Origin of the sequence: Mesorhizobium sp. M1217 (assembly GCF_040318275.1) — a bacterium.
Taxonomy (GTDB): Bacteria; Pseudomonadota; Alphaproteobacteria; order Rhizobiales; family Rhizobiaceae; genus Mesorhizobium.
The window spans coordinates 183,210-209,112 of the sequence record NZ_JAMYMA010000003.1; the positions used below are offsets into that span (position 1 = coordinate 183,210).

Here is a 25,903-nt window from a genome sequence, read left to right on the forward strand (position 1 = left end):
AACATCAGGCAGCAAGGGACGAGCCTCCGGTTCGTCCCTTGCTTCCATTTCGCCCTTGCTTCCATTTCTCTGGGTGCTCCTGACCGCCATGCCGAACGAGCCGACATGTTCAACACGCTGACCCGGCCGATCTTTGTCGCGTTGTTCCTCGCAGCAATAGTCAGCCTGACCGCCTGCAAGATCTTGCCGACGCCGTCGGCGGAAAACGGCGGCACTGGCTCCGCGTTCAATCCCGACAAGTTGGTCGAGGACATCTGGGCGACGAAGGTGATACCCTATCTGCAGCAGAAGGCCGGGCCGTTTCCCGAGGTGCATGCCTTGGCCAAGGCCGACCCCGCCGCTGCCGGCGCGAAATACGGCAACCCGAAGAAGCAGGCGAATTCGCCATGGACCTTCGCCGTTCGGCTCGAGGGCAAGGTCGTTGCAGCCAACACACAGTCACGGGCGGCGACGATGGACATCGATGCCGACGGCGACGGCAAGGCCGATGCGCGGGTGCAGATCGGCCCCGCCATGCGTGGGACCGCCCTGCGCGACAGCCTCGACTTCATCCAGTTCAACGATTTCACCAATCAGATCGACTTCGCCCAGTTCGGCAAGGCGTTCAACGCCTATGCCGACAAGACCGTGCTTTCCAAGCTGCCGCGCGAGACACTCGAGGGCCGCAGCGTCGAGGTACTTGGCGCCTATACGCCGGGCAGTGGCCAGGACCTGCCGCTGGTGACGCCGGCGGAGGCAGAGATCGGGCCGAAGCCATGAGCGGCGATCAAGATGTCATCCTGAAGCTGGAGGATGTCTCGAAGGTCTATTCCGGCACCGTCGCAGTCAAGCGGGCGAATTTCGAGGTGCGCAAGGGCGCGGTCAACGTGCTGGTCGGCGAAAACGGAGCCGGCAAATCGACGCTGATGAAGATCATCGCGGGCGTCGAGCAGCCGACACTCGGGCGCATTCTGCTGGACGGCGAGGAGGTTTCCTTCTCGTCATCCGGGGATGCGGTGAATCGCGGCATCGGCATGGTGTTCCAGGAGCTGAACCTGTTCGGCAATCTGACTGTCGCCGAAAATATTTTCGCCACCCGCGAGATCACCAACCGCTTCCGCAAGATCGACCGCAAAGAGCAGGAGCGCCGCGCGGCGGAGTTCCTTGAACGCCTGGAAGCCGGCATCCGGCCCGACATGCTGGTCGAGGATCTGCGCATCGGCCAGCAGCAACTGGTCGAGATCGCCAAGGCGGTTTCGCTCGACGCGCGCATCCTGATCATGGATGAACCGACCTCGGCGCTCAGCGCGGCGGAAGTCGAGATCCTGTTCAAGGTGATTGCCGACCTCAAGGCGCGCGGCGTGGCAATCGTCTACATCTCGCATCGGCTCGAGGAACTGATCCGCATCGGCGACACCATCACCGTGCTGCGCGATGGGCGCATCACCGGCCAGGCGGAGATGAAAGACGTCGATACCCAGTGGATCGTGCGGCAGATGATCGGCTCCGACGCCAAGGACTTCGCCAAGGCCGACGGCCATGTTCCGGGCGAAGAGATATTCCGTGCCGAGGACATTTGCCTGCCGCGTGTCACCGGCGGGCTCGCGGTCGACCACGTCTCGCTGTCGCTGCGCGCCGGCGAGATTCTCGGCATCTACGGCCTGATGGGAGCCGGACGCAGCGAGCTGTTCGACTGCATCATGGGCCGTCACGGCCATTCGACCGGAACGATATTCATTGCCGGCAAAAAAGTGCACGAGCGGGACACGACGCGACGCATCCGCCGCGGCCTGGCGCTGATCCCCGAAGACCGCCAGCGCGAAGGGCTGGTGTCGATCCTCTCCGTCGCCAGCAATCTGACGCTGGCCAGCCTGTCGCGGTTCGTCCGCCTGTTCCACATTCGTGGTGCCGCCGAACGACAGGCGGTGGCCCAGACCGTGCGCGAACTGGCGATCAAGGTCGCCGATCCGGCGCAGGAAGTCTCGTCGCTGTCGGGCGGCAACCAGCAGAAGGTGGTGATCGGCAAGGCGCTGCTCACCGGGCCGAAGGTGCTGTTGATGGACGAGCCCAGCCGCGGCATCGACGTCGGCGCCAAGGCCGACGTGTTCCGCACCATGCGCAAGCTGTCGCGGGACGGCCTGGGGATCCTGTTTGCCACCTCGGATCTCGATGAGGTGATGGCGTTGTCCGACCGCATCGCGGTGATGAGCAATGGAAAATTGACCGGCATGTTCGACCGCGCCGAGGCGACAGAGGCCGCAATCGTCGCTGCCTCGGCGCTCGGCCACGGACCGGTCCCGCACGGAGAGCAAGGCGCATGACTGACATTCCAGCCAAGGCGGCGGTCACCTCCCTTTCGAGCGGCTCGGTCCTGCTGACGCTGATGAAGGCGAGGACGTTCATCGCGCTGATCGCCGTGCTGTTGTTCTTCTCGATAGCTGCCCCCAATTTCCTCTCGGCCGCCAATCTTATCCTGATGTCGAAGCACGTGGCGCTGAACGCATTCCTCGCAATGGGCATGACCTTTGTCATCATCACCGGCGGCATCGACCTGTCGGTCGGCTCGATCGTCGGCCTGTGCGGCATGGTGGCCGGCTATCTCGTGCTCAACGGCATCGACCTGCAGGTCGGCTATACCATCTATTTCAACGTCTTCGAGATCGCGCTGATCACGCTTGCCGTCGGCATATTGATCGGCGCCGTCAACGGCTTGCTGATCACCAGGCTTAACGTTGCGCCGTTCATCGCCACGCTCGGCGTGCTCTATGTCGCGCGCGGCCTGGCGCTGCTGTCGTCCGACGGGCGCACCTTCCCCAATCTCGTCGGCAAGCCGGAGCTTGGCACCACCGGATTCGGCTTTCTCGGCGCCGGCCGGTTGCTCGGCCTGCCCGTCGCGCTGTGGATTTTGCTCGTTGTTGCATTAGGGGCCGCCTATCTCGCCAAGTACACCCCGCTCGGCCGCCACATTTTCGCCGTTGGCGGCAACGAGCGGGCGGCGCGGATTTCGGGCGTCCGCGTCAACATGGTGAAGATGTTCGTCTACATGTTCTCCGGTTTCTGCGCGGCGATCGTCGGGCTGATCATCTCGTCCGAACTGATGGCCTCGCATCCGGCGACCGGAGAGAGCTTCGAACTCAACGCCATTGCCGCGGCAGTGCTCGGCGGCACCTCGATGTCGGGCGGACGCGGCACCATTGGCGGCACCATTGTCGGCGCCTTCGTCATCGGCATTCTTTCGGACGGGCTGGTGATGATGGGGGTGAGCTCGTTCTGGCAGATGGTGATCAAGGGCCTCGTCATCATCGTCGCCGTCGTCGTCGACCAGGCACAGCGCCGGCTGCAGAGCCGGGTGACGCTGATGCAGATGGCAAAGGCCGGCTGACATGACGGAACTGCGGGGAGCGCTGATCGGCTGCGGCTTCTTCGCCGTCAACCAGATGCATGCCTGGCGCGACATAGAGGGTGCCTCGATCGCTGCCATCTGCGACCGCGATCCGGACCGGTTGAGGATCGTCGGCGACCAGTTCGGGGTCGCGCGGCGCTATACCGACGCGGCAGCACTGTTTGCCGGCGAAAGGTTGGATTTCGTCGACATCGCCACCACCGCGCCGAGCCACCGTCCCCTCGTCGAGATGGCGGCGCAGCACGGCGTGCCGGTAATCTGCCAAAAACCGTTCGCGCCGACGCTTGCCGACGCCAAGGCGATAGTGAAGGCATGCGCCGTCGCCGGTGTGCCGCTGATGGTGCACGAAAATTTTCGTTGGCAGTCGCCGATCCAGGCGGTGCGTGCCGTGCTCGACAGCGGCGACATCGGCACACCCTTCTTCGGACGGATCTCGTTTCGATCGGCTTACGACGTGTTTTCCGGCCAGCCCTATTTGGCGACGGGAAAGCGCTTCATTATCGAAGACCTCGGCATCCACATCCTCGACATCGCCCGCTTTCTGCTGGGCGACGTCTCGACGGTCACTGCACGAACGGCGCGCGTCAACCCTGCCATTGCCGGCGAGGATGTTGCGACGATGCTCATGGACCACACGAGCGGCGCCACTTCGGTGGTCGACTGCAGCTACGCGAGCAAGCTCGCGACTGAGCCGTTTCCGCAGACGCTGATCGAAATCGACGGCAGCGACGGCACGATCCGGCTGGCGCAGGGCTACCGGCTCACCGTCACCGGCAGGAGCGGAACGGCTGTCAGCGACGTCTCGCCGCCGCTGCTGCCCTGGGCATCGCGGCCGTGGCACAACATCCAGGAAAGCGTCGTCGCCATTCAAGAGCATTGGGTCGATTGCTTGACCAACGGAACCGAGCCCGCGACCTCGGGCGCGGACAACCTCAAGACATTGGCGCTGGTCGAGGCGGCCTATGCCGGCGCCGCAAGCCGCGAACCGGTGCAACTCGACGCCTTGCTGAAATGACAGCCGACGCCTTCCTCCTTTACGGCACGCATGCGGTTGAAGTCGAACCGGTCAGGCTGCGCGCCGGTGCGCTGACGGCGGACTTCGTCAACGGCAATCTGCGCAACATTCGGCAGGGCGGCACCGAAGTTCTGCGCGCCATCGCCTATATCGTCAGAGATCGCGACTGGGGCACCTACGAGCCGGCGCTCACCAACCTTGCCATCGAGCAAGATACCGAGGCATTTTCCGTCAGCTATTCGGCAAGTTGCCAGGCACCGGACGGCAGTCGACTCGGCTTCCGCGCGACCATCAAGAGCTCCGCCGATGGTCAGTTGGTCTTCGACGTGAGCGCTCGTCCCGACAGCGATTTCGAAACCAATCGCTGTGGCTTCTGCATCCTGCATCCGATTGCCGGCCTGGCCGGCAGCCCGGTCACGGTCGAGCCTACCGACGGCAGCGTGGTCGCAACGCGGCTCCCAGAACTAATCGATCCCTGGCAGCCGTTCAAGGATCTGCGGGCGATCACCCATGAGGTCCGGGCGGGCGTCACCGCCGAATGCCGTATGGAAGGCGATGCCTTCGAGATGGAAGACCAGCGCAACTGGTCGGATGCCTCCTACAAGACCTATGTCCGCCCGCTCGCGCTGCCATGGCCCTACGTGCTGCCTGCCGGCAAGCCCTTCCGCCAGACCATCAGCTTGCGGGTGGAGGGTGGCGGGAAAGTGCCGCACGCCGCGGCAACCGCCGAACCGATTCGTGTCACGCTCGGCCAAGCCGGACCGGTGCTGCCGGATGTCGGCATTATCATCTACCCGGATGAGGTCGAGGCCGCGCTGAGCAAGCTGTCGGTGCTGTCCGAGCTTGGCCCGCAGCAATTGATGTTCCACTTTGACCCGACGCGCGGCCACGGGCTCGACGCCTTGCGGTCCTACGCCAGGCTGGCCGCCGCCTATCCGGCTCGGACAACGCTCGAATGTGTCATTGCCGGCGACGGCGATCTCGACGTCGAGCTTTCAGGCGTCGCCGACAGGGTGCGCAAGGCCGGGCTCAAGCTCTCGGCCATTGCCGTTTCGCCCTCGGTCGACCGGCAGTCGACGCCGCCGGGCAGCGCATGGCCGCAGTGCCCGCCGCTCGAAGATGTCTATGCCGCGGCGCGGCGTGCCTTTCCCGACACCCGCCTCGGCGGCGGCATGTTCAGCTATTTCACCGAACTCAACCGCAAGCGTGTGCCGGCCGACCCGCTCGATTTCGTCACGCATTGCACTTGCCCGATCGTGCATGCCGCCGACGATCTCAGCGTCATGCAATCGCTGGAGGCGCTGCCTTTCATCACCGCGTCTGTACGGGCGATCTTCGGAACAAAACCTTATCGGATCGGGCCGTCGACCATTGCCATGCGCCAGAACCCTTATGGCGGCGCGACCAAGGCCAATCCCGACAGTCAGCGCATTGCCATGGCCGACCGCGACCCTCGCCATGCCGGACTGTTCGGGGCCGCGTGGACGATCGGCTATGCCGCACGCCTCGCCCCTGCCGGGCTCGAAATGCTCACGCTCTGCAGCCTCACCGGACCATTCGGCGTACTGGCCTCGTCGGGCGAACCTGTCGAAGAAGGTACACCCCGGCCGATTTTCCACGCGGTGAAAGGACTTTGCGATCTGGCCGGCCATGCGCATGTCGCGGCGACAACGACTGATGAGACGCGCGTGCTGGCACTGGCCGGCCGCGCCCAGACAGGCAAGATCATCGTCTGGCTGGCGAACCTTACCCCGGTCGACGTTCCAGTCGATGTTTCCGGGCTCGGCTCCGATCAGGGTTTTCTGAAGATCTGGGACGGACGAACGTCACGCCAGATTCAGCGCGACGCGTCGGGCCGAGACCGTCTTGTGATGACGCCTTACGCAATTGTCCGGATCGGCTGAAGTCATATGCCGGGGTTCATGAATCGCCGCAATTCCGCAACGGTTGCCCCTAGCCGCAGCATGTCCGCTGCCGGCTTGTCACCCGATTTGCTTTCGAAACTCGCCTGGTGCCATTCCAGTCGTCCTGGAAAAAAGACGGCTGAACGAGGCGACGTCCTGATATCCCACCCGATAGCAAATTTCTGAAACGCTCAGTTTCGTTTCCTCAAGCATGGATTTTGCCAACTCCAGCCGCCTTTCCTGGATCCATTTTCCCGGCGTTGTCTGGAACTCGTCGAAAAACCTGCGAGACAGGGTTCGCGAAGACATCGCAAATTCGGTTGCGAGAAAGTTCAAATCGATTTCCGACATCTTGTCTTTCGAGAGTTCGCGCAGCTTGTTCTCGAATGGGCTGGCCTCGTTCGATATTTCGTCGAGAGGAAATTCGTAGGGACTCTGAAATGTGCGCGGCGGAGGAAGAACCAGAAGTTTTCGAATGATCCGCTCTTCCTTCGAGAAGCCCAGATCGATCAGCAAAGCCCTGGCGAGTTCCAGTCCGGAAAACCCGCCTCCGCATGTGTAAAGGCGGTCCTGGCGAATGAGCAGGCGGGAAGCGTCCCATCGCACTTGCGGAAACCGGCGGCTTGCCTCGTTCTTCAGCCACCAGGATATCGTTGCGCGCTTGCCGTCCAACAATCCTGAATTGGCGAGCAGATAACATGCGCCGCAATGTGCTGCGATGATTGCCTCCTGCTGCTGCGCGAGCGCGATCAGCGGTTTTGAATGCTCACTCTCCTCGTCGAGCGAGCGCAGAAGCTCCGGAATCTCGACACCCGGCATCGCAATGAGAATCAGGACATCCATTTTTCGCGATGGTCGAACCTTTGTCGGGAAGGAAATTCCGGTGCTTGATGTCGACGGCGTGCCCCTTGAAACGAACTCACAGGAAAGAACCTGTGAACGGCAGACGTCATTCACAAGCTGAAACATTTCGACCAGAGTCGAGACAACGGCCGAATAGAAATTCGACGGCAGCCAGATCACAACGTGGAGGCTCCTGACAGCCATTGCGGTACTCCCGGTGTCGTTCTCGCCGGATGGCAAGTCTAGCATAGTCTTTGTCAAAATTGCCAATTCTAGAAAAAGAGCGGCGCCTCCAGGATGGCCGTATACGGGCTCGCTGACGAAAGCGGCCGCGGAAATCATGGCTGGAAAGATGCAAATGCTGAAATCACTGAATGAAAACAATGCGGCACATACATCGGATTCAAACGGCTACAGCAAACTGCGCCGGTCCCGACTCAGGCTGACCTGTGGTCAGTCAGTAGGCCGAGAACACAGTCCCGACCGCGACGCCGGTAGAGACCTGCGCTTGATTTTCAGTTGCCGGAATTCATCACGTAGAGCGCACGCGAGCGTTCGAGGTGCTTGATCATCGCCTTCTCGGCGCCATCCGCATCCTTGGCTTCGATGCGCTCGATGATCTCTTCGTGCTCGGTCAGCGTGAACTTTTCCTTGCCGGTCCAGATCAGCATTTCGGTGTGGTATTCCTTTAGCCAGCCAAGCATTGCCTCGCTGACGGCGACGTAGATCGGGTTGCCGGATATTGCCGCGATCTGGGTGTGGAATTTCATGTCGGCGGATATGAAGGCTTCCGAGTCGCCGCGAAAGCTGCGCTGCTCGATGACCGTTGCGCGCAGCCGCTGCACGTCCTCGGCGGTGGCCTTTTCAGCAGCTTCCTTTACCATGCCGCGCTCGAAGAAGATGCGCGCGTTCTTGAGGTGCTCGAGCGTATCCTTCGACGATGACAGGATGATCTTCGCCGCGCCATCGACCTGCTTGATGATCGACTTGGCGGTCAGCTGCAGCACCTTGGCCCGCTCACCATGCGAGATCGCTACCAGCCCCATATTGCTCAGCGCCTGCATCGCCTCGCGGATCGCCGGCCTGCCGACCTCGAAGCGCTCCATCAGTTCGCGCTCCGACGGCATGTCGTCGCCCGGCTGCAATTCGCCGCTGGTGATCAGGCGCTTCAGTCTCAAGAATACTTCGTCGGAAAGCTTGCGCCGGACGATCGGCTCCGAACGGTTCATCGTCGCGAATCACTCCTATGACCGGCCTCTATCTAGCATTTCCACCGCGAGTTCCGGAACGCCTGTCGCCCGCCCGCCTTTTCTCGCCAGGCCGGACAGGGCTTGCAATGCTTATGTACTCATTATACCAGACTTCGAGGGCCAAGGAACCTTTTTCGAACCACCCCGGCAGGCCGCGCAAATATGATTGTTCTCACCTATCGCATCGAAACGCCGGACAGTATCGAGGCGCTGGCGGCCAAGATCGCAAGCGACCAGTCGACCGGAACCTTCGTCGCGCTAGCCGGCGAGACCGAAGAGCTCAAGGCCAGGGTCGCGGCGCGGGTCCTGGCGATACGGCATCTGCCGGATGCGGATCGGCCGTCTCTTCCCGAAACCGGTCCCGAAGCCGGCAATGGCCCGGTCAAGCGCGCCGACGTCGACATTGCCTTTCCGCTGGAGGCCATCGGCACCGACCTGTCAGCGCTGATGACCATTGCCATCGGCGGCACGTTTTCGATCAAGGGCCTGTCCGGCATTCGTGTGATCGACATGAAGCTACCCGAGGAGTACCGGGGCGCGCATCCCGGCCCGCAATTCGGCGTCACGGGCAGCCGCAGGCTCACCGCTGTCGCGGACCGTCCGATCATCGGGACCATCGTCAAGCCGGCGCTGGGACTCCGCCCGCACGAGACGGCCTCGATGGTGCAAGAGCTGATTGCCGCCGGCGTCGATTTCATCAAGGACGACGAGAAGCTGATGAGCCCGGCCTATTCACCGCTGTCAGAGCGGGTGAGGGCAATCATGCCGCTGATCCTCGACCACGAGCAGAAGACCGGCAAGAAGGTCATGTATGCCTTTGGCATCTCACATGTCGATCCCGACGAGATGATGCGAAACCACGACCTGGTGGCAAAGGCCGGCGGCAATTGTGCTGTGGTCAACATCAATTCGATAGGTTTTGGCGGCATGGCTTACCTCCGAAAGCGCTCCAGCCTGGTGCTTCATGCCCACCGCAATGGCTGGGACATTCTCACCCGTCATCCTGGCCTCGGCATGGACTTCAAGGTCTGGCAGCAGTTCTGGCGGCTGCTCGGCGTCGACCAATTCCAGATCAATGGCATCGCCTCGAAATACTGGGAACCCGACTGGTCCTTCGTCGAATCCTTCAAGGCGGTGACCACGCCGATCTTTTCGCCGGCCGATTGCGCATTGCCGGTCGCCGGCTCCGGCCAGTGGGGCGGGCAGGCGCCTGAAACCTTCCAGCGAACCGGCCGGACGGTCGATCTTCTCTATCTCTGCGGCGGCGGCATCGTCAGCCACCCGGACGGGCCGGGCGCCGGCGTGCGCGCCGTGCAGCAGGCCTGGAAGGCGGCGGTCCAAGACATCCCGTTGGCGGATTATGCCTTGAGCCATGTCGAGCTGGCGCGGTCGATCGAGAAGTTCGGCGACGGCAAGGCGGCCTGACGCCATGCAAAACCTGCTTCTGAGTTATTATGGCGACGACCTGACCGGCTCGACCGATGTGATGGAGGCGCTCGAGCTCGGCGGCGTGCCGACCGTGCTGTTCATGCGGCAGCCGGACGAGGCGCTGCTTTCGCAATTTGCGCATTGCCGCGCCATCGGGCTGGCCGGCACCAGCAGAAGCGAGACGCCGCAGTGGATGGACACGCATCTGCGAGATGCCTTCGCCTGGCTGAAGACCCTCAACGCCGAGATCTGCCACTACAAGGTCTGCTCGACCTTCGATTCCAGCCCGGCAATCGGCAGCATCGGCCGGGCGATCGAGATCGGCCGCTCGGTTTTCCGGCAAGGCGGCGTGCCGCTGGTGGTCGGCGCGCCGCAGCTGAAGCGCTACACCGCCTTCGGTCATCTCTTCGCGGCCTACCGCGACAAATATTTCCGTATCGATCGCCATCCCGTGATGAGCCGCCATCCGACCACGCCGATGGACGAATCCGACCTGCTGATCCATCTGTCGCGCCAGACAGACCTCAGCTCGGGGCTGGTCGACCTGGCGACACTGCAATCGGCGTCGCGGTCGGAAGCATTCGACCGGCTTGTGGAGAATGGCACAGACATCGTGCTCTTCGATGCCGACAGCCTGGAAACCCAGGCGCTTGCCGGCAAGGAGATATGGCGCGCTCGCAGGCCAGGCGGTTATTTCGTCGTCGGCTCTTCAGGCATCGAATATGCCTTGCTGGCCGAATGGGCATCGAACCGGATCGTGGATGCCAAACTCGCGTTTTCGCCGCCGGGCGCTGCCGACAGGATCGCCGTGGTCTCGGGGAGCTGCTCGCCGACGACGGAACGGCAGATCCGGCATGCTCTAGCCGATGGCTTCGACGGGATCGAGATCGACCCGGTCGAACTGGTTTCTGAGGCTTCGAACGACGCTATTGCGCGCGCGGTTGCAACCGGCCGCTCCAGCCTGAAGGCCGGGCGCAGCGTCATCCTCTACACCGCGCTCGGACCGGCGGCCGACCGCGGTGCTGAAATCGATCTCCGGGAAGGCGCCCGCCATAAGCTTGGCCGCGGCCTTGGCGAGCTTCTCCGCGAATTGACGCTTCAAGAGAAGCTACTGCGCGTGGTCATCGCCGGCGGCGATACGTCGAGCCACGCACTTGGCCAGATAGGCGTCGATGCGCTGACGGTGCGAATGCCGCTGCCGGCATCGCCGGGCTCGCCGCTTTGTCTCGCGCATTCGCGCATCGAGGCGATTGACGGGCTGGAAATTGCCCTCAAGGGCGGACAGGTCGGAACCGACCGCTATTTCTGCGCCATTCGTGATGGGATCGGCGGTTGAGAGCAGAAATTTAGGTAAGTCGTTGGTGCTCAAATCGAGATCCGGCAGCATCCATTAGCCGGCAAATCAATCAGAGGCGCGTCTGATCCCGGTTACCGCGTGCGACCCATCGCCTTGACTGGATGGCGCTGACGGGCATAGGCGACACAGGCGTCCACCGTGCTGACACAGAGTCCGTCGCGGTTGTTCGGCAGGTTGTTGTCGCCGGCGTAGGCGACCTCGGCAACATGGCCGTCAACCATTCGAATTTGCGTATTGCAATAGCCGCCGGGGGCGACGTTGACGGAACCTCCGAGCGCCGGGACGGGGCCAATGGCCACGGTCGGAACCACAATGTTGAGATTGCCGCGTTGAACGACGCGCTGATAGGTCCAGATCTGGCCGGATCTGCCAACATCGGCGGTGGCTGTCGGAAAGCCGGCACACATTCGAACATCCGCTTCGCTAAGGCCGACCATCTCCTTGCGGGCTGCCGCCGCCGTGGCGTCCTCCTTCGCAGTGCTCGACGTGTCGTCGGGCATGACGCAGGAGGACAGGATGGCGGCGCTTACGGATAGAACGAGAAGGGCAAGCTTTCGTGTGTGGAAAGATGTCATACCAACTTCGGATTGCATGGGAGCCCCGAATGCCAACCTAGGAAGTGAGCCAGTCGAGTCAACCGGCAGAAATTCACGAAGTCGTTTGGTGCGCCACCGCCGCGCATCTGCTGCAAGGGGTTGACGCTGCTGCCATGACCCTCGCACCCTGTCTTCCGCCTGGACGCCGAGTACTGGCGCACGGTGCTGTGACTTTGGTTCGGCCGACGGTGTGCTAGTTTCCAGCCAATTGCTCCGGAGACGTCATGCTTATCAAGCTGCAAGAAATCGCCCTCGCTCTTCTGCTGTTGGTCGCCGGCGCTGGGGCCAGTCATGCGGAGGCGGCCCAGCGGCCGCCGCCCACAGGCGGGGTTCTCTCGCTCCTGCCGCCGCCGCAGACTTCCGATCATTCGATCGTCATCGCCGGACGCACGCTCGATTACGAGGCCAAGGCCGGCACGCTGTCATTGCCGTCCGGCAAAGGCGATATCACCGCCGAGATTTTCTATGTCGCCTATGCACTGCATCCCGGAAAAGAAACGGGACCGGATCCGCGGCGTCCGATCACCTTCGTGTTTAATGGCGGTCCGGGAGCAGCTTCCGCCTATCTGCACCTCGGCGCGCTCGGTCCGCGGGTCCTGGCGACGGCGGCCGATGGAAGTTTCCTGCCGCCGCCACAGAGGCTGTTCGATAACCCCGACACTTGGCTCGACATGACCGACTTGGTCTTTGTGGACCCTGTCGGAACCGGTTACAGCCGTGAAGCGCCCGGCACGGAGGCACACAGCTTCTGGGGCGTCAGTCAGGACGCCGCGTCGATAGGCGCGTTCATCCGGCTCTATCTGGCGCAGACCAACCGCACGGCATCGCCGGTGTTTCTTGCCGGCGAAAGCTATGGCGGGTTTCGGGCGGCATTGCTCGCCAGGAAGCTTCAGGAAGACATCGGCATCAGCCCGAGCGGCGTCGTGCTGATTTCGCCAGCGCTCGAATTCACGCTGGTGCGCCCGGACGAGTTCCAGCCGCTCCACTGGGCGCTGGAACTGCCGTCGCTGGCGGCAGTGCGCCTGCACAGCGAAGGCGTTTCCGGCCCGGCTCTGCAGGAGCGGCTGGCAGAAGTCGAACGCTATGCGCTCGGCGATTATCTGGCCGCGCTAGCCGGTGGACTGGAGCAAGGTGGACGGCTGGCGAGCCAGCGTGTCGCCGAAATCACCGGTCTGCCGCTCAACCTTGTCCAGCGGCACTTTGCACGCATTCCCATAGGGCTCTTTGCCAAGGAGTTTGCACGGGCAAAGGGCAATGTTCTCAGCGCCTATGACGGCAACATCGCGACGGCGGACGTGGCGCCAGAGAGCCTGGGAGTCGAGGGTCCCGATCCGGTGCTCGACCGAAGCGTGCCGGCGCTCACCTCTGCTTTCGTCGGCTACGTGCGTGATGAATTGAACTTCCGTACGGATATCAGCTATCGGCTTCTCAACCGCGAAGTTAGCGGCAATTGGGACTATGGAACGAGCCCGACGCGTCAGGGCTATGCGGGTGTCATGGACGACCTTCAGCAGGCGCGCACGCTGAACCCCAATCTCGGCGTGCTGATCGTCAACGGCTACAGCGACCTGGTGACGCCGTACATGGGCTCGCGCTACCTGCTTGGTCAAATTCCTTCGCTTGCCGGCGCAAAGCCCATTCGCGCCGAGGTGCTGGAAGGCGGGCACATGATGTATCTGAGGCCGGATGGACGGGCGGCACTGAAGCAGGCCGCGTCCGAGCTTTACCGAACGACGCAATGAGACAGTTGCGCAAAAAAGCGCCGGATGCGCTGTTCGCCCTCTCATCAGGCCCTAGTTCCATCGCAATTGATCGGTTACACACCAAGGATGGCGTCTTTTAGCGACGTTCGACAGCAAATTAGCCGGTTCTCCAGAATCGCGCCACTGATGCGGCGTGTTGCCGAGCGGGCCACTCGGAACACTAGGCCACACTGGATGACAAGCCTTGTCGGCCGCTGGAACGCGTTGTCGCTGGCCACGCAGTTCCTGCTCGCGGGTGGTCTATTCTCCCTGTCGGCCATGGTGGTGGTGGGGATTTCAGTCACGAGCCACATAGAAGCCGTGGTCACGCAGAATTCGGCATCCGCTACGGCTCTATACGTGGACAGCGTTATCGCGCCGCTGCTTCCGGATATGCGCAAGAGCGAAGTCCTCGACGAGAGCGTCGCCCACGCGCTCGATGAAACGCTGGGACAAGGGGCACTCGGCACAAGGCTCGAATCCTTCAAGCTCTGGCGTCGCGACGGAACCATCCTGTATTCGACCGACAAGACATTGATCGGCAAGCGCTTTGAACCCAGCGGCAATCTCCGCGCGGCGTTTGCAGGCCAAATGGTTTCGGAGTTCGACAAGCTCGACGATCCGGACAGCGAGGCCGAAAGAGCCAGCGGCTTGCATCTCCTCGAGATCTACAACCCGGTGCTGCAGCCATGGTCGGGGGAAGTGGTGGCCGTTTCGGAATTCTACGAGGTCGCCACTGATTTCGAAAGAAACCTGCATCAGGCACTCATTCGAACCTGGCTGGACGTTGCCGCCGTCACAGCGGCCTTCTTTCTCGGGCTGTCGGCAATCGTGTTCCGTGGCAGCCGCACGATCAGTTCGCAGAGCCGCTCGTTGAAGCAGCGCATTGCTGAACTCTCCGACCTGCTTGCTCAAAACAGACTGTTGAGGCTGAAGGTGCAGCGTGCCTCGCAGCGCGCCACCGCACTCAACGAACGCTATCTCAGGCGCATCGGTGCGGACTTGCACGATGGGCCCGCGCAACTGGTTGCTCTCGCAGCGCTGGGGATCGACAGCCCCGTCATTGCCGATCCCGCTACGCCGTCAGCCGAACGTGCACAGGAATTGCTAGCCGTCAAAGCACATCTGGACGAAGCCATGCGCGAGATCAGGAGTATCAGCAAGGGCCTTGTCCTGCCGCATATCGAGCATGCCGAGTTGGCCGAAATTCTCGAGCTTGCCGTGCAAGCGCACGAAGAACGAACCGGAGCCAAAGTGGCGCTATCGATGACCGGCGGCCATGCGACGTTGTCGCCGGCGGCCAAGATCTGCATCTTCCGCTTCGTCCAGGAGGCGCTGAACAATGGATTTCGCCATGCCGGAGGTGAAGGTCAGTCGGTCGAGAAACATTTCGACGGCGAGCGCGTTTGTATCGAAGTCTCCGACGCCGGCCCTGGCTTTGACCCACAAATCGTGCGTCCCGAGAGGCTGGGGCTCGTTGGGCTGCGCGAGCGGGTGGAAAGCCTCGGGGGCCAGTTTACCGTGACTTCCTCACAAAGTGGCACGATCGTGAAAATGGCTCTCAACATCGTTGAAATGGGGCAGACATGACCGCAGCCATCAAGCTTGCCATCGTCGACGACCACCCTCTGTTCAGGGAAGGCGTTGTGCGCACGCTCGATCAGATCGGCGGATTCGAGATAGTCGGTGAAGGAAGCAGCAGAGATGACGCCCTGCGGATAATCGAAGACCAGCGGCCCGACATTCTGCTGATGGACATCTCGGTTCCCGGAGGTGGCCTTGGTGTGATCGGACCGGCCCTGGAGCGGCAGCCGGCATTGAAAATCGTGATGCTGACCGTTTCGGAAGAAAACCAGCACGTGATGACCGCGTTGCAGAGCGGGGCAAGGGGCTATGTTTTGAAGGGGGTCGGGTCGAGGACGTTGGCTGCGATCCTGCGCACGGTAGCGTCGGGCGAACGATATGTCTGTCCACAATTATCGGCGCGCCTGTTGGCCGATCTGTCGGCTCAATCAAAAGAGCCGGCGAAAGCTGACGGACTTGCCGAACTCACCAGCCGCGAAAGGGAGATCCTGACGCTGGTTGCCGCGGGACTGAGCAACAAGCGGATCGGGCTTCGGCTGAACCTGCATGAGAAAACGATAAAGCACCACATGACGCGAATCCTGGCCAAGCTCAACGTCAGCAACAGGACCGAAGCCGCAATGACGTTGCGCGACGCGACTGAGCGCCGGCATCCGCCTGTTCGCGATCATGCTTGAGCCAAAATTGCCGCACAGCGCAGCTATGTGAACTGGCCCTCAGTTGATCATTTCAAGCAATCTGTCCCGATCGGAACGCGTCGCCAGGCGCCGAATGATGGTGCGGCCCTTGGCATCCCGCATTTCATATTGGCCGCTGTCGATGCGTTCGCTGAGGCCGTTCGAATGCACCACGCCAATGCTCGGCCCACGCACCTCGACCCGGTCTCCTGTGGTCGCGTTGACAAAGAGTTTTGGCTTGCTGTCGGGGTTTACCGCAGGGGCGGGATCAGGGGGATTGTCGTCCTGCGACTTTGCTTTGCCCTTGCCGGCTCCAGCGTTCGAGTTTGAATTGCCGGAGTTTCCACCCGAATTGCCTGAATTCCCGTTCCCGTTCCCGTTCCCGTTTCCGCCATTGCCGTTGCCGTTCCCGCCGTCTTTGGCACAGGCGGCCTGCGGGCCGAGCGTCGGCGACGGTCCGTCGAACATGACGCGATACGGGCCTACGACGAGAATGAAGGTCAACACGATTACGGAAATACCGACACGACGTCCTCGTGAAGATCCGGTCCTTCGTCTCCGGGTCGTCATCAATGAACTTGCCAGTCGCATGTCGGAAATCCCCTTAATCATACGGACCTGTCGTGCTGCCTCCTGTTTGAATTCGTGTCATGCTTAAAACAATGGTTTGTATCCGGGACGTCAAGACCCACCAGTCCCACGATGGTAACTGGTGGGTCTCGCTGGCGCAGGAAGGGACTATTTACTGCGCAAGTCTTTTGCTTCCTGGTTGCGTCTCGCCGCGATAGCGCCGACTTCCCACCGTCAGCCAACAATAAATCCAATGGCCGCGATCCCGAAACACAGACCAAATAACGGAAAAAGCAGCCAACGTGCCTGATGAATGCTTGGGTCCATAGCGGCCTCCTGTACCAGTCGACATCGCAACGGGGCTCCTCGGAACTCAGTTCCTGAAACTCTCGCATTTCGGGCTTTTGCGATAGCAGCCTCGGACCAAAGTTTGGCCGTGCAGGTCCTTGGTCGACAGTCTTACAGACTGAAGTCCCTATGCCAGGAGCAATGGACCCCGCCTTGCATTCGGCAACCTTTGTATCCGACTGGCAGCTGCGATCCACCGCTCCCTTCGAATGCTTTGCGTTCCTGGCACTATGGCAACAGCGACGTTGGTCCACTGCCATGTCGTTGAAACGTCACCAATACAGACCCATATGAAAGTTGCGTCGGACGTCTCCTCCCATTGCGTCCGGCGCGTTCCCCTCTGGAGGTTACAGACCTTCACGCTTGGCCGGGCTTAACAGTCCGGCCTTTTTCTTTGGTCATTTGTGCAGCAATCCGCCGGACGACTCCAATCTGCGAGGCGTCAGTAAAATCGATTTGCAAATGCATTCATGTGCTCATAACCTGTCACTATGAGCACGATTTCCAAAGTTGCCACGCGAGCGGGCGTGTCGCGCACGACAGTGTCGCATGTCATCAACCATGCGGACCGGGTATCGAAACCGCTGCGTGAGCGCGTACAAGCGGCGATCGACGAACTCGGTTATACGCCTAACCCGCAGGCGCAGAGCCTGCGCACCGGCCGCACCAACATCATCGCGATGCTGATCCCCGACATCCGCAACCCGTTCTACCCGGAGCTGGTGAAGACGGCGCAGTCGACGCTCGAAGTGGTCGGCCTCGACATGCTGATCTTCAACACCGACGTACCGGGCGGACATTCACAGGATCACGGCCGCGAGTATTTGCGCCAGATCGGGCGCAAGCGGGTCGACGGCGTCATCGTTGCCGACTTCGCGCTGCACGGCATGCACAGCGAGCTGCTCAACCTCGATCTGCCCGCCGTCTTCATCGGCAATCTCCCCAATCAAGCCGTCGACAGCGTCCAGCTGGACGATTTCGGCGGCGGCTATCTGATGGGCGAGTATCTGGCGAAGAGGGGCCATCGCCGCGTCGCCCATGTCACCGGGCCATCCTTTTTCAAGGAGGCGATGGCGCGTGCCGCGGGCTTCGAGAAAGGGCTTGCCGACAATGGCGTGCCAATCGCCGCCGATCTTCGGTTCGAGGGAAGCTATCTTGCCCCGTCAGGACGGGAGGCGGTCGCTTGGCTCCTGGACAAGCACGGCGGAAACCTGCCGTCGGCGATGTTCTTCGCCAATTATCTGATGGCCTCCGGTGCGCTGACTGAATTCTACGACCATGCGATTAATATCCCTCAGGATATCGCCATCGCGGTCTTCGATGACCTGCCTCAGCTGGAATATGTCAGGCCGAAGCTGACCTGTGTCGGCAACAGCCCGACAATGCTCGCCAAGCGCGCCACGGAAATGCTGCTCGAGCGCCTGGGCGGCAAAGTCGAGGGCGCGCCGCGCACCGAAGTGATCCCATGCGCGTTGAGCCCATCCGACAGCGCATGACGCCAAATGCCGGCAGAGGGAACGGAGGTCCTTCGCCAACGTTCGACCGAACAACACCCAGGGAGGAAATGATGACTGACAAAACGACCCTCAACCGCCGTCGGCTGATCCAGGGCGGCGCCACTTTCGCCGCCGCCGGCCTTACAGGCTTCCCGTTCATCAATAGGATGGCCTTGCGCGCTCAGGAAGCGCCGCTGAAATTCTGGCAGTTCTATGCGCCGGGCGGAGACGTGAAGCCACAGGTCCAGTGGTTCGAAAAGCTGGTGGCCGACTGGAACGACGGCCACGACCAGAAGGTCGAGCTCGAATATGTCGTCAACAGCGAATACATCTCCGGCTCCAAGCTGGCGACGGCCTTCGCGTCGGGCGAGGGCCCCGACATCTTCCTCATCAGCCCCGGCGATTTCCTGCGTTATTACAATGGCGGCGTACTGGCCGACCTGACGCCGCATATCGAGGATGCCGCCAAAGCCGATTTCCCGGAAAGCGTCATCGCCAACCGCATGGTCGACGGCAAGATCTACGGCGTGCCGATGGAGGTCGAGCCGATGGCCTTCTATTATTCGGTCAAAGCGTTCGAGGAAGCAAAGCTCAACGAAAACGACGTGCCGAAGACCTGGGACGAGTTGTTGGCGGTTGCCAAGAAGCTGACGACGCCCAACCGTTATGGCGTGCTGTTCGAAACGACGCCTGGCTATTACCAGAACTTCACCTGGTATCCGTTTCTGTGGCAGGGCGGCGGCGAATTCCAGGGTAAGGACGGCAAGAGCGCCTTCGATTCGGCGGCCACGGTCCAGGCGCTTAAACTCTGGCAGGATGCTATCAATACCGGTGTGGCGCCGCGTCAGGTGGTCGGCGGCGGCTTCGACATCGTCGCCAATCTCGGGGCAGGGCTGTGCGCCATGCAGAACTGCGGCATCTGGGGCATTTCGGCGATGGACAACAACGCCAAGGACGTGCCCTACGGCATCTTCAAATTGCCGACACCTGCCAATGGCAAATATGTCACCGTCGGCGGTGGCTGGGCCTTCGTCGCCAATGCCGGGGGCAAGAACCCGGATGCTTCCGCCCAGTTCTGCGCCTGGGCGCTGGCCTCGATGGATCAGGGATCGATCGACCGGGTCGTCAACTGGTGCACGGTCGCCAAAAGCGACATGCCGCCGCGCAACAGCGCGCTGAAGGCCGGCGCCGATGTCTTCAGCACGGGTAAGTTCGGCACCTTCGCCAAGGAAATCCACCCGGGAACGCGTGCCGAACCGCGGGTTCCGCCTGAAGCCTACAAGATCATCTCGGATGCCATCCAGTCGGCACAGCTTGGCGGGGTCGATGCCCAGCAGGCCGCGACGGCAGCCAGTCAGCAACTCGACGCGTTCCTCGCTTCCTATTCCGGCGCGCCGATCCTTTAGGTCCCCTTCCAGCATGCACGCAGACGAGATGAAATCGCCGGCCGCGGGCGCCAAATCCGCTCGCGGCCTTACCGCCAAGCAAAGGGAACGCTACGCCGCATGGCTGTTCGTCCTGCCCGATGCGCTCGGACTGCTGGTGTTCGTCGGCGTGCCGATGCTGCTGTCGCTCGCCGTCGGGTTTTTCGAGGTCAACGGCTTCGGCGGCTATAGATTCGTCGGGCTCGGCAATTATCGGCGCATGTGGAGCGATCCGCTGTTCTGGTCGTCGGTGAAGGTGACCGTGGCCTATGCCGTCATGCTGGTGCCGGCGCTCTACGCCGCCGGGCTGGGGCTGGCGCTTCTGGTGCAGAAGACCAACCGGTTCAACGCGGTCATGCGCTCGATGTTCTTTGCGCCGCAGATGGTCAGCCTGGTCGTCGTGGCGCTCGTCTGGCAACTCATGCTGGTCGAGAAGGTCGGCATCGTCAGCCGGCTGGCGCCGCTCGTCGGCCTCAGCGGAATTTCGCTGCTCGGCGATCCAAATCTGGCGCTGTTCACGCTGGCGCTGGTCAGCGTCTGGTTCCTGATGGGCTTTTACATGCTGATCTTCCTCGGCGGGCTCCAGGACATCCCGGCAGAGTATTACGAGGCCGCAAAGATCGACGGCGCCGGGCCGGTGACAAGCTTCTGGTACATTACCTTGCCCTTGCTCAAACCGACCAGCTTCTTCGTCCTCCTGGTCTCGCTGGTCGCGGCTGTCGCCGGCGGCCAGGTCTTCGACCTGATCTATGTGATGACCAAGGGCGGGCCCGTCAATTCGACCTCGGTGCTGATCATCTACATCTACAAGCAGGCGTTCCAGTTCGGCGCCTTCGGCTATGCATCGGCAATGGCATCGCTGCTGGTGCTGGCGCTGATGCTGGTCACGGTGTTCTTCTTCCTGCTGACGCGCGGCGGACGTTTCGAGCATGACTGACAGCCGAACTCCTTCCACGCGTTCGCAGATACGAGCGGCGAGGCTTGCCTGGATGCTGGCGACCGCGGCGCTTGGCCTGATGACGGTGTTCCCGCTTGTCTGGATGCTGGTCATCTCGCTCAAGCCGGCGAGCGACGTCTTCACGCCGAGCCTCATTCCGGAACGGCCGACGCTCGGCAATTTCCTCTATGTGCTGACCGAGGTGCCGTTCCTGCGCTACCTTTTCAACTCGTTCTTCGTGTCGGCGACGGTGACCGTCGCTGCGCTGTTCTTCCATTCGATGGCCGGCTATTCGCTCGCACGGCTGCGTTTTCCGGGCCGCGACATCCTGTTCCTCGCCATGTTCTCGACGTTCCTGGTGTCGCTGCCGGTGATCATCGTGCCGCTGTTCATTTTGACGCGGACGCTGCACATGCTGGACAGCTATGCCGGGCTGATCATTCCGGCGATCTTCAACGCATTCGGCATCTTCCTGCTCAGGCAATACTACCTGTCGCTGCCGAGGGAGCTGGAAGAAGCGGCGATCATGGATGGCGCCAGCTATTGGCGCATCTATTGGAGCATCATCCTGCCGCTCAGCCGGCCGATCCTGTCGGCGTTGGCAATCCTGTTCTTTCTCGCCAACTGGAACGCTTTCCTGTGGCCGTTGACGATCACGTCGGACCTCAATCTCTGGGTGGTGCAGGTTGCCATCGCAAACTTCAAGAGCCAGTACGCCGCCGCTTGGAATTATGTCATGGCCGCCTCGACCATCGTCGCCGTGCCGATGCTGGTCCTCTTCGTGATCTTCCAGCGCCAGATCATGGAATCCATCAAGACAAGCGGCCTGAAATAACCGCTGAAGCAAGAGGAGAAACACATGGATAATGCCGGCCTGTCGCCGCTTCGCGGGCTCGCCAAATTGCGCGACGCCAAAACCCGCCGGTTCTCAAGCTACGACCGCACCGGCGGCAATGACGACCGGCTGCATATTGAACCTGGCCAAACGGCGGTGATTGCCGAGCATGATGGTGCCGGCATCATCACGCATATCTGGGCGACGCTCGCCTGCAAAAGCGAGGACTTCCTGCGCAAGATCGTATTTCGCGCGTATTGGGATAGTGAAGAACATCCGAGCATCGAAACGCCGATCGGCGATTTCTTCGGAATGAGCCATGCCCGCACCCGCAATTTTGCCAGCCTGCCGGTCCAGGCAAGCCCCGAGGACGGCAAGGCCTTCAACTGCTATTTTCCGATGCCGTTTGCCAGCCATATGCGGTTCACCGTTACCAATGAGGCCGAGGACGACCTGCTTTTCTATTATTATGTCGATCTCGAACTTCACGAAAAACTGGAGGAAGGCCTGGGCCGCTTCCACGCCCAGTACAGGCAGCAGCGACCTGATGGCATCGACGAGGCGGGGCTGGCCAACGAGCAGTTCCTGTTTGGCGGTGAAAATACCGACGGGAACGGTAACTACACCATCCTGGAGGCGGAAGGTCACGGCCACTATGTCGGCCTGCTCTATTCCGTCTATTCGCGCCGCCGCTCCCCTCTATGGGACTGGTATGGTGAGGGCGACGACATGATCTTCGTCGACGGCGAGCCGGGCATTTCCGTGCCGGATACGGTGCGCAAGCCCGATCCGCGTATCGGGCTGAAGGCCGAACTGGTCGGCGATCGTGGCGAGACCAGCCCCGGCGCCAACGATGCATGGCCGCCGACACTGCACGGCACCGGCACGGAAGATTATTTCAATACGGCATGGTGCCCGACACAGGACTACAGCGCGCCCTATCACGGCATAATCGCTGCCGGCGGGCCGAACTGGACGGAGCCGGTCACGCTCTATCGCTGGCACATAGAGGACCCGGTCATCTTTCACAAACGCATCCGGGTGACCATCGAGCACGGTCACGCCAATCGCCGCTCTGACGACATCTCGTCAGTCGCCTTCTGGTATCAGGCGGAACCGCACAAGCCGTTCGAAGCGCTTGCCGATGTCGAGGACCGCATCCCCACCTATCGCGCGCCTTATCACAATTGGAATGCCGCCTTCGACGAGAAGAGGCGTTAGGCCGGGATGCGTTCGAATTGAACCGTGCGTCCCGCGCTATCTGCGTCGGGGCATGACCTGCGGTAGCTCGCCGCCTCAGCTGCGAGGTGGAAGTTGCTGGACAGACCAGGTATTGCCGTCGGGATCCTCAAAGAAGACAAATCTGCCCCAGGGAAAATCCTTGATATCGCTGACCACGATACCTTGAGCGGCCAGGTGCCGGTGTGCCTCATCAATATCGGGCACGACCAGTTGCAGGCCTCTTATGGATCCCGGGGGGCTGTCGACGAGGCCCTTGCCCATGGCAATCGAACAGGCCGAACCGGGCGGCGTCAATTGCACGAAACGTATCTCGTCGCTTACGGTGTGGTCGTGATCGAGATGAAAGCCGACCTTGCCAACATAAAAGCCGATTGCTCTATCGACGTCCGATACGGGGACCGGGACCAGTTCCAGCTTCCAATCCATCACAGCCCTTTCGCAGCTTGATCGGCAAGTGGTGCCGAACACCGTGGACGACATCCGCCATCTTCCCAATGCCATTGTCGGCGCGGGCCGCTCAGTCAGTCAAGAGATATCCGGGTTCGGGCAACGTGAGGACCGGTCCCATTGCCAGCTGAGACGGCGAGGCGTTCGGAACGATGAGCGCAAGCCCAGTTAGGCGGGACAAAGACGCATTTCGGATCAGCAGAGACGGCTTTCATGATCGGAACGCAGATGGCCGGATACGACCATGGGAAGGTTGCGCGCGCCGTTGACGTTCGAAGAGCTGCGCGCCTCGAGACGGCGCTCACCGAAGCTGGCGAAGCTCGTCGGCAGCGAAGCCGAAGCGCCAAGAGCAGACCTGACGCAAAGAGGCCCTCCGACCGAAACCGGCTTCCATCGCTTTGCCAGGCTATTTTCACAGGACCACGAAACAATTGTCTCCGGTCGCCGTTTCGCCCGCAGAACCTTTCGAGGAGGCGACGATGAGCACAACCGGCTTGGACGTTTTTGACAAAACGCTGCAACTAACAAACATCTGGCTCGACGAGATCATGGCGGATCTTGGTCCGGATCGCCACGTCGCCTGGCACACATTGGGCGCCGTTCTGCGAACCCTGCGGGACAGGCTACAGATCGGACTGGCGGCCAAATTGGGAGCGGAACTGCCGCTGCTCGTGCGGGGCGCCTACTATGATCACTATCGGCCCGCCGACATGCCCGATAAGACACGCTCGCTCGAGGAGTTCCTGCAACACATCGCCGAGGAATTGAAATCGACCCGTCCTGTCGATCCCGAGGATGCAGTACGCTCGGTATTTCGCGTGCTTGCACGGCATATCGACCTTGGCCAGTCGGCAAAGGTGCGAGATGCGCTGCCAAAGGAAATCCAGGCGCTCTGGCCTGAAAGCGTGGGCGTCAAATAGCGGCGATCCTGCTCATGCGGACGTGCGACGGACCAACTGCCACGAAACGCTGAAAAGGGTAGGTATTGCGCCCGGTGTTGCCGAAATCAATGAGATCAGATGATCGGCAAAATGGTCGTAGTGGGCCGTTTCAGGACCGATCGTCGTCAATGCCGTATGACTGAATTCGCCCTCGTCGATATTGCCACACCCGATGACCGCTATGTCGCCCGGCACGGAGAGCCCGGCCTCCTCGAATGCGTGCAGGGCGGTCACGGCGGCAAGATCGGATTCGACGAAAAGCGCGGTCGGCCGGTCCATGCGGGCGGCCAGCGCCGTGACATTGGCAAACGCAGCCTTGCGCGCCTCTGCACCGCCGATCACAAGGTCATCTCGCAGCGGAAGGCCGCGTGCTTGCAGGAAGCTGTGATAGGCGGCGTGACGGCTTCCGTCCACCGCTTGGGGGTTTAGAAACCTGCCGACGGTGTCCAGGTCGTCACGAACGCCGCACGATGTGTTCCGCAAGGCGATGGGCCTCCTCGGCAATCGCCAATATTATGCCTGATTTGCGCGTGGAGGCGAAATCCAACCCGGCGAAGTAGATGCCTGGCAGGGCGGCCACGCCATCCTCGTGAACAGGCTGTCCTTCCGGGTCGAGCAGACCGGAAAGCCTCACCCAACTGAAATCGCCCTTGAATCCGGTGCACCACACCACGGTCGTGATGCCGGACTCGGCAGCATCAAGAGAACGGACAGCCGGATTCGGCAGCTGCGCTGCGACAGTCTCCGCTGGGTCGGGTTCCGAAACGGGGGCATCGATTCCGGAGCGGCTGATGTATTCGTCGATATAGCGTTTGACGTTGGCGGAGGCCTCATCCGCAAAACGAACATGCTCTTCGAGATCGTCGGCGAATGACAGACGGCCGTCATCTTCGACGCCTGCGAACCGCCCCAGCAGCACGACACCTTGGGCGCCGAGCCCTTGCAGGCTTATCGTGTGTTCTACCCCAAGCAGACCACGAGGTGGAATGCGCCCCGCAAGTCGAATGATCTCGTCTCGACGCACGTCGAGAAATCCGCTTTCGACGAGCCAGAGCATGATGTCGCGACCTCGGTAGTGCCGCGAGAGCCGCCCGACCCGGCTGGTGGCAAGGAAGACTGTTCGGCCTGCTTCCGCCAGTTCTTCCGCGATCTGGGCACCGGACTGGCCGCTTCCGACCACCAGCACCGCTCCAGCCGGGAGATCAGCGGCGCTGCGATAATCAGAAGCATCGATCTGGCGCAGGCCCGGCGGCAACGCAGCGGCCCAAACTGGGCGCACCGGACAATTCAAGTTGCCGCTGGCGATCACCACGTTGCGTGCCAAAAGTGTTCCGCGCGAGGTGATCAGCCGATAGCCGCCATTCTCGTGCCCGCCGGCGAGCTCGGTCACCACAGTGTCCGGTTCGACCGGCAATTCGTTTCGCCTGGCGAAATCCTCAAGCAGGGCGACGAACTGGTTGCGCGTCAGGGCACCGAACGGATCCGAACCGTCATAGCAGTCGCCGGGCATGACGGTCTGCACGTTGGGCGTATTCATCCGGAAGGAATCCCACCGCTGGGTGCGCCAGGTCTCTCCGATGCGGCCGCGCTCCAATACGGCATGGCGCAAGCCTTGCCGAGCCAGCGAATAGCTGACGCCCAGACCGGCCCAGCCGGCCCCGACTACTACTGCATCAAGGACGTTGGCATTATCCGTCATTTGCCGCGGATCCGGAGGCTAGCGCCGTTGCAGCGCTGTGAGGCGGCACTGGCGCCATCAGCGTAACGCCTCTGCCAACGGACAACCGCCAAACAGCGGCCGATGCTGCCCGAACCCATCCCCTCGATCTGCATGGTTTCGCCCCCGACGCGAGGGCACGATAACAATTTTATCGGGTCACGGCAC

23 protein-coding genes are annotated in these 25,903 nt (G+C 61.7%); 16 read left to right on the forward strand and 7 right to left on the reverse strand.

Going from position 1 to position 25,903, the window contains the following annotated elements:
* The first annotated feature begins 105 nt into the window (after positions 1-105).
* Genes NKH37_RS06055 through apnL form a run of 5 tightly spaced genes read left to right on the forward strand, consistent with a single transcriptional unit; the run spans position 106 to position 6,301 of the window.
* Positions 106-759, forward strand: coding sequence for a DUF2291 family protein (locus NKH37_RS06055; protein WP_352918270.1), 654 nt, complete (start codon positions 106-108; stop codon positions 757-759).
* Positions 756-2,300 carry a sugar ABC transporter ATP-binding protein gene (locus NKH37_RS06060; protein ID WP_353004774.1) on the forward strand — a complete coding sequence of 515 codons (1,545 nt, stop codon included), beginning with the start codon at positions 756-758 and terminating at the stop codon, positions 2,298-2,300. Before NKH37_RS06055 ends, NKH37_RS06060 begins: the two co-directional genes overlap by 4 nt.
* On the forward strand, positions 2,297-3,361 hold the full coding sequence (locus NKH37_RS06065; RefSeq protein ID WP_023720264.1) for an ABC transporter permease: 1,065 nt from the start codon (positions 2,297-2,299) through the stop codon (positions 3,359-3,361). Before NKH37_RS06060 ends, NKH37_RS06065 begins: the two co-directional genes overlap by 4 nt.
* Before the next feature lies 1 nt (position 3,362).
* Complete coding sequence (locus NKH37_RS06070) at positions 3,363-4,397, forward strand: Gfo/Idh/MocA family protein (RefSeq protein WP_353004776.1); 1,035 nt, start codon at positions 3,363-3,365, stop codon at positions 4,395-4,397.
* A complete protein-coding gene (gene apnL, locus NKH37_RS06075; RefSeq protein ID WP_353004778.1) occupies positions 4,394-6,301 on the forward strand; it encodes a D-apionate lactonase in 1,908 nt (635 codons plus the stop codon). The genes NKH37_RS06070 and apnL overlap by 4 nt, the downstream gene beginning before the upstream one ends.
* A gap of 78 nt (positions 6,302-6,379) precedes the next feature.
* On the opposite strand, the gene NKH37_RS06080 is transcribed toward apnL, so the two are convergent.
* Together NKH37_RS06080 and NKH37_RS06085 are read right to left on the reverse strand one after the other, a co-directional pair.
* Positions 6,380-7,348, reverse strand: a complete 969-nt coding sequence (locus NKH37_RS06080; RefSeq protein WP_353004780.1) for a GlxA family transcriptional regulator — start codon at positions 7,346-7,348, stop codon at positions 6,380-6,382.
* A 311-nt stretch (positions 7,349-7,659) separates the two neighbouring features.
* Entirely contained in the window at positions 7,660-8,373 is a 714-nt protein-coding gene (locus tag NKH37_RS06085) for a transcriptional regulator NanR (RefSeq protein ID WP_352590684.1), read from the reverse strand.
* Between the two features lie 183 nt (positions 8,374-8,556).
* Here NKH37_RS06085 and oiaX point away from each other — a divergent pair, with 183 nt between their 5' ends.
* Positions 8,557-9,819 carry a 3-oxo-isoapionate-4-phosphate decarboxylase OiaX gene (gene oiaX, locus NKH37_RS06090; protein WP_353004783.1) on the forward strand — a complete coding sequence of 421 codons (1,263 nt, stop codon included), beginning with the start codon at positions 8,557-8,559 and terminating at the stop codon, positions 9,817-9,819.
* Positions 9,820-9,823: 4 nt separating this feature from the next.
* Positions 9,824-11,158 (forward strand): four-carbon acid sugar kinase family protein, encoded by a 1,335-nt coding sequence (locus tag NKH37_RS06095; protein WP_353004784.1) that lies wholly within the window; start codon positions 9,824-9,826, stop codon positions 11,156-11,158.
* 92 nt (positions 11,159-11,250) lie between these two features.
* On the opposite strand, the gene NKH37_RS06100 is transcribed toward NKH37_RS06095, so the two are convergent.
* The gene (locus NKH37_RS06100; RefSeq protein ID WP_023720270.1) at positions 11,251-11,754 is read right to left on the reverse strand and encodes a hypothetical protein; all 504 of its coding nucleotides are present in this window, start codon (positions 11,752-11,754) and stop codon (positions 11,251-11,253) included.
* A 245-nt stretch (positions 11,755-11,999) separates the two neighbouring features.
* Here NKH37_RS06100 and NKH37_RS06105 point away from each other — a divergent pair, with 245 nt between their 5' ends.
* From NKH37_RS06105 to NKH37_RS06115, 3 genes are all read left to right on the forward strand, one after another.
* Entirely contained in the window at positions 12,000-13,517 is a 1,518-nt protein-coding gene (locus tag NKH37_RS06105) for a S10 family peptidase (RefSeq protein WP_352845624.1), read from the forward strand.
* A gap of 195 nt (positions 13,518-13,712) precedes the next feature.
* Positions 13,713-15,107, forward strand: coding sequence for a sensor histidine kinase (locus NKH37_RS06110; protein WP_353004786.1), 1,395 nt, complete (start codon positions 13,713-13,715; stop codon positions 15,105-15,107).
* Complete coding sequence (locus NKH37_RS06115) at positions 15,104-15,778, forward strand: LuxR C-terminal-related transcriptional regulator (protein WP_353004788.1); 675 nt, start codon at positions 15,104-15,106, stop codon at positions 15,776-15,778. Before NKH37_RS06110 ends, NKH37_RS06115 begins: the two co-directional genes overlap by 4 nt.
* Before the next feature lie 39 nt (positions 15,779-15,817).
* On the opposite strand, the gene NKH37_RS06120 is transcribed toward NKH37_RS06115, so the two are convergent.
* On the reverse strand, positions 15,818-16,285 hold the full coding sequence (locus tag NKH37_RS06120) for a hypothetical protein (RefSeq protein ID WP_502895873.1): 468 nt from the start codon (positions 16,283-16,285) through the stop codon (positions 15,818-15,820).
* 902 nt (positions 16,286-17,187) lie between these two features.
* On the opposite strand from NKH37_RS06120, the gene NKH37_RS06125 reads away from it, so the two are divergent.
* The 5 genes from NKH37_RS06125 (at position 17,188) to NKH37_RS06145 (ending at position 22,609) form a co-directional block, all read left to right on the forward strand.
* Positions 17,188-18,192, forward strand: a complete 1,005-nt coding sequence (locus NKH37_RS06125) for a LacI family DNA-binding transcriptional regulator (protein ID WP_353004792.1) — start codon at positions 17,188-17,190, stop codon at positions 18,190-18,192.
* A gap of 71 nt (positions 18,193-18,263) precedes the next feature.
* Positions 18,264-19,598 carry an ABC transporter substrate-binding protein gene (locus tag NKH37_RS06130; RefSeq protein WP_352494754.1) on the forward strand — a complete coding sequence of 445 codons (1,335 nt, stop codon included), beginning with the start codon at positions 18,264-18,266 and terminating at the stop codon, positions 19,596-19,598.
* 28 nt (positions 19,599-19,626) lie between these two features.
* Positions 19,627-20,553 (forward strand): carbohydrate ABC transporter permease, encoded by a 927-nt coding sequence (locus NKH37_RS06135; RefSeq protein ID WP_353004794.1) that lies wholly within the window; start codon positions 19,627-19,629, stop codon positions 20,551-20,553.
* Positions 20,546-21,388 carry a carbohydrate ABC transporter permease gene (locus NKH37_RS06140; protein WP_352482011.1) on the forward strand — a complete coding sequence of 281 codons (843 nt, stop codon included), beginning with the start codon at positions 20,546-20,548 and terminating at the stop codon, positions 21,386-21,388. Before NKH37_RS06135 ends, NKH37_RS06140 begins: the two co-directional genes overlap by 8 nt.
* 24 nt (positions 21,389-21,412) lie before the next feature.
* On the forward strand, positions 21,413-22,609 hold the full coding sequence (locus NKH37_RS06145; RefSeq protein WP_352482013.1) for a glycoside hydrolase family 172 protein: 1,197 nt from the start codon (positions 21,413-21,415) through the stop codon (positions 22,607-22,609).
* Positions 22,610-22,684: 75 nt separating this feature from the next.
* On the opposite strand, the gene NKH37_RS06150 is transcribed toward NKH37_RS06145, so the two are convergent.
* On the reverse strand, positions 22,685-23,056 hold the full coding sequence (locus NKH37_RS06150; RefSeq protein WP_353040852.1) for a VOC family protein: 372 nt from the start codon (positions 23,054-23,056) through the stop codon (positions 22,685-22,687).
* Positions 23,057-23,556: 500 nt separating this feature from the next.
* On the opposite strand from NKH37_RS06150, the gene NKH37_RS06155 reads away from it, so the two are divergent.
* The gene (locus tag NKH37_RS06155; protein ID WP_352482016.1) at positions 23,557-23,997 is read left to right on the forward strand and encodes a DUF2267 domain-containing protein; all 441 of its coding nucleotides are present in this window, start codon (positions 23,557-23,559) and stop codon (positions 23,995-23,997) included.
* A 12-nt stretch (positions 23,998-24,009) separates the two neighbouring features.
* On the opposite strand, the gene NKH37_RS06160 is transcribed toward NKH37_RS06155, so the two are convergent.
* Both NKH37_RS06160 and NKH37_RS06165 read right to left on the reverse strand, forming a co-directional pair.
* A complete protein-coding gene (locus NKH37_RS06160) occupies positions 24,010-24,501 on the reverse strand; it encodes a substrate-binding domain-containing protein (RefSeq protein ID WP_353004797.1) in 492 nt (163 codons plus the stop codon).
* Positions 24,473-25,717 carry a flavin-containing monooxygenase gene (locus NKH37_RS06165; protein WP_352482017.1) on the reverse strand — a complete coding sequence of 415 codons (1,245 nt, stop codon included), beginning with the start codon at positions 25,715-25,717 and terminating at the stop codon, positions 24,473-24,475. Before NKH37_RS06165 ends, NKH37_RS06160 begins: the two co-directional genes overlap by 29 nt.
* Positions 25,718-25,903: the final 186 nt, after the last annotated feature.

Coding starts and splice junctions, on each gene's coding strand:
- NKH37_RS06055 (WP_352918270.1), top strand. CDS start 106: ATGTTCAACACGCTGACCCGGCCGATCTTTGTCGCGTTGTTCCTCGCA.
- NKH37_RS06060 (WP_353004774.1), top strand. CDS start 756: ATGAGCGGCGATCAAGATGTCATCCTGAAGCTGGAGGATGTCTCGAAG.
- NKH37_RS06065 (WP_023720264.1), top strand. CDS start 2,297: ATGACTGACATTCCAGCCAAGGCGGCGGTCACCTCCCTTTCGAGCGGC.
- NKH37_RS06070 (WP_353004776.1), top strand. CDS start 3,363: ATGACGGAACTGCGGGGAGCGCTGATCGGCTGCGGCTTCTTCGCCGTC.
- apnL (WP_353004778.1), top strand. CDS start 4,394: ATGACAGCCGACGCCTTCCTCCTTTACGGCACGCATGCGGTTGAAGTC.
- NKH37_RS06080 (WP_353004780.1), bottom strand. CDS start 7,348: ATGGCTGTCAGGAGCCTCCACGTTGTGATCTGGCTGCCGTCGAATTTC.
- NKH37_RS06085 (WP_352590684.1), bottom strand. CDS start 8,373: ATGAACCGTTCGGAGCCGATCGTCCGGCGCAAGCTTTCCGACGAAGTA.
- oiaX (WP_353004783.1), top strand. CDS start 8,557: ATGATTGTTCTCACCTATCGCATCGAAACGCCGGACAGTATCGAGGCG.
- NKH37_RS06095 (WP_353004784.1), top strand. CDS start 9,824: ATGCAAAACCTGCTTCTGAGTTATTATGGCGACGACCTGACCGGCTCG.
- NKH37_RS06100 (WP_023720270.1), bottom strand. CDS start 11,754: ATGACATCTTTCCACACACGAAAGCTTGCCCTTCTCGTTCTATCCGTA.
- NKH37_RS06105 (WP_352845624.1), top strand. CDS start 12,000: ATGCTTATCAAGCTGCAAGAAATCGCCCTCGCTCTTCTGCTGTTGGTC.
- NKH37_RS06110 (WP_353004786.1), top strand. CDS start 13,713: ATGACAAGCCTTGTCGGCCGCTGGAACGCGTTGTCGCTGGCCACGCAG.
- NKH37_RS06115 (WP_353004788.1), top strand. CDS start 15,104: ATGACCGCAGCCATCAAGCTTGCCATCGTCGACGACCACCCTCTGTTC.
- NKH37_RS06125 (WP_353004792.1), top strand. CDS start 17,188: ATGAGCACGATTTCCAAAGTTGCCACGCGAGCGGGCGTGTCGCGCACG.
- NKH37_RS06130 (WP_352494754.1), top strand. CDS start 18,264: ATGACTGACAAAACGACCCTCAACCGCCGTCGGCTGATCCAGGGCGGC.
- NKH37_RS06135 (WP_353004794.1), top strand. CDS start 19,627: ATGAAATCGCCGGCCGCGGGCGCCAAATCCGCTCGCGGCCTTACCGCC.
- NKH37_RS06140 (WP_352482011.1), top strand. CDS start 20,546: ATGACTGACAGCCGAACTCCTTCCACGCGTTCGCAGATACGAGCGGCG.
- NKH37_RS06145 (WP_352482013.1), top strand. CDS start 21,413: ATGGATAATGCCGGCCTGTCGCCGCTTCGCGGGCTCGCCAAATTGCGC.
- NKH37_RS06150 (WP_353040852.1), bottom strand. CDS start 23,056: ATGGATTGGAAGCTGGAACTGGTCCCGGTCCCCGTATCGGACGTCGAT.
- NKH37_RS06155 (WP_352482016.1), top strand. CDS start 23,557: ATGAGCACAACCGGCTTGGACGTTTTTGACAAAACGCTGCAACTAACA.
- NKH37_RS06165 (WP_352482017.1), bottom strand. CDS start 25,717: ATGACGGATAATGCCAACGTCCTTGATGCAGTAGTAGTCGGGGCCGGC.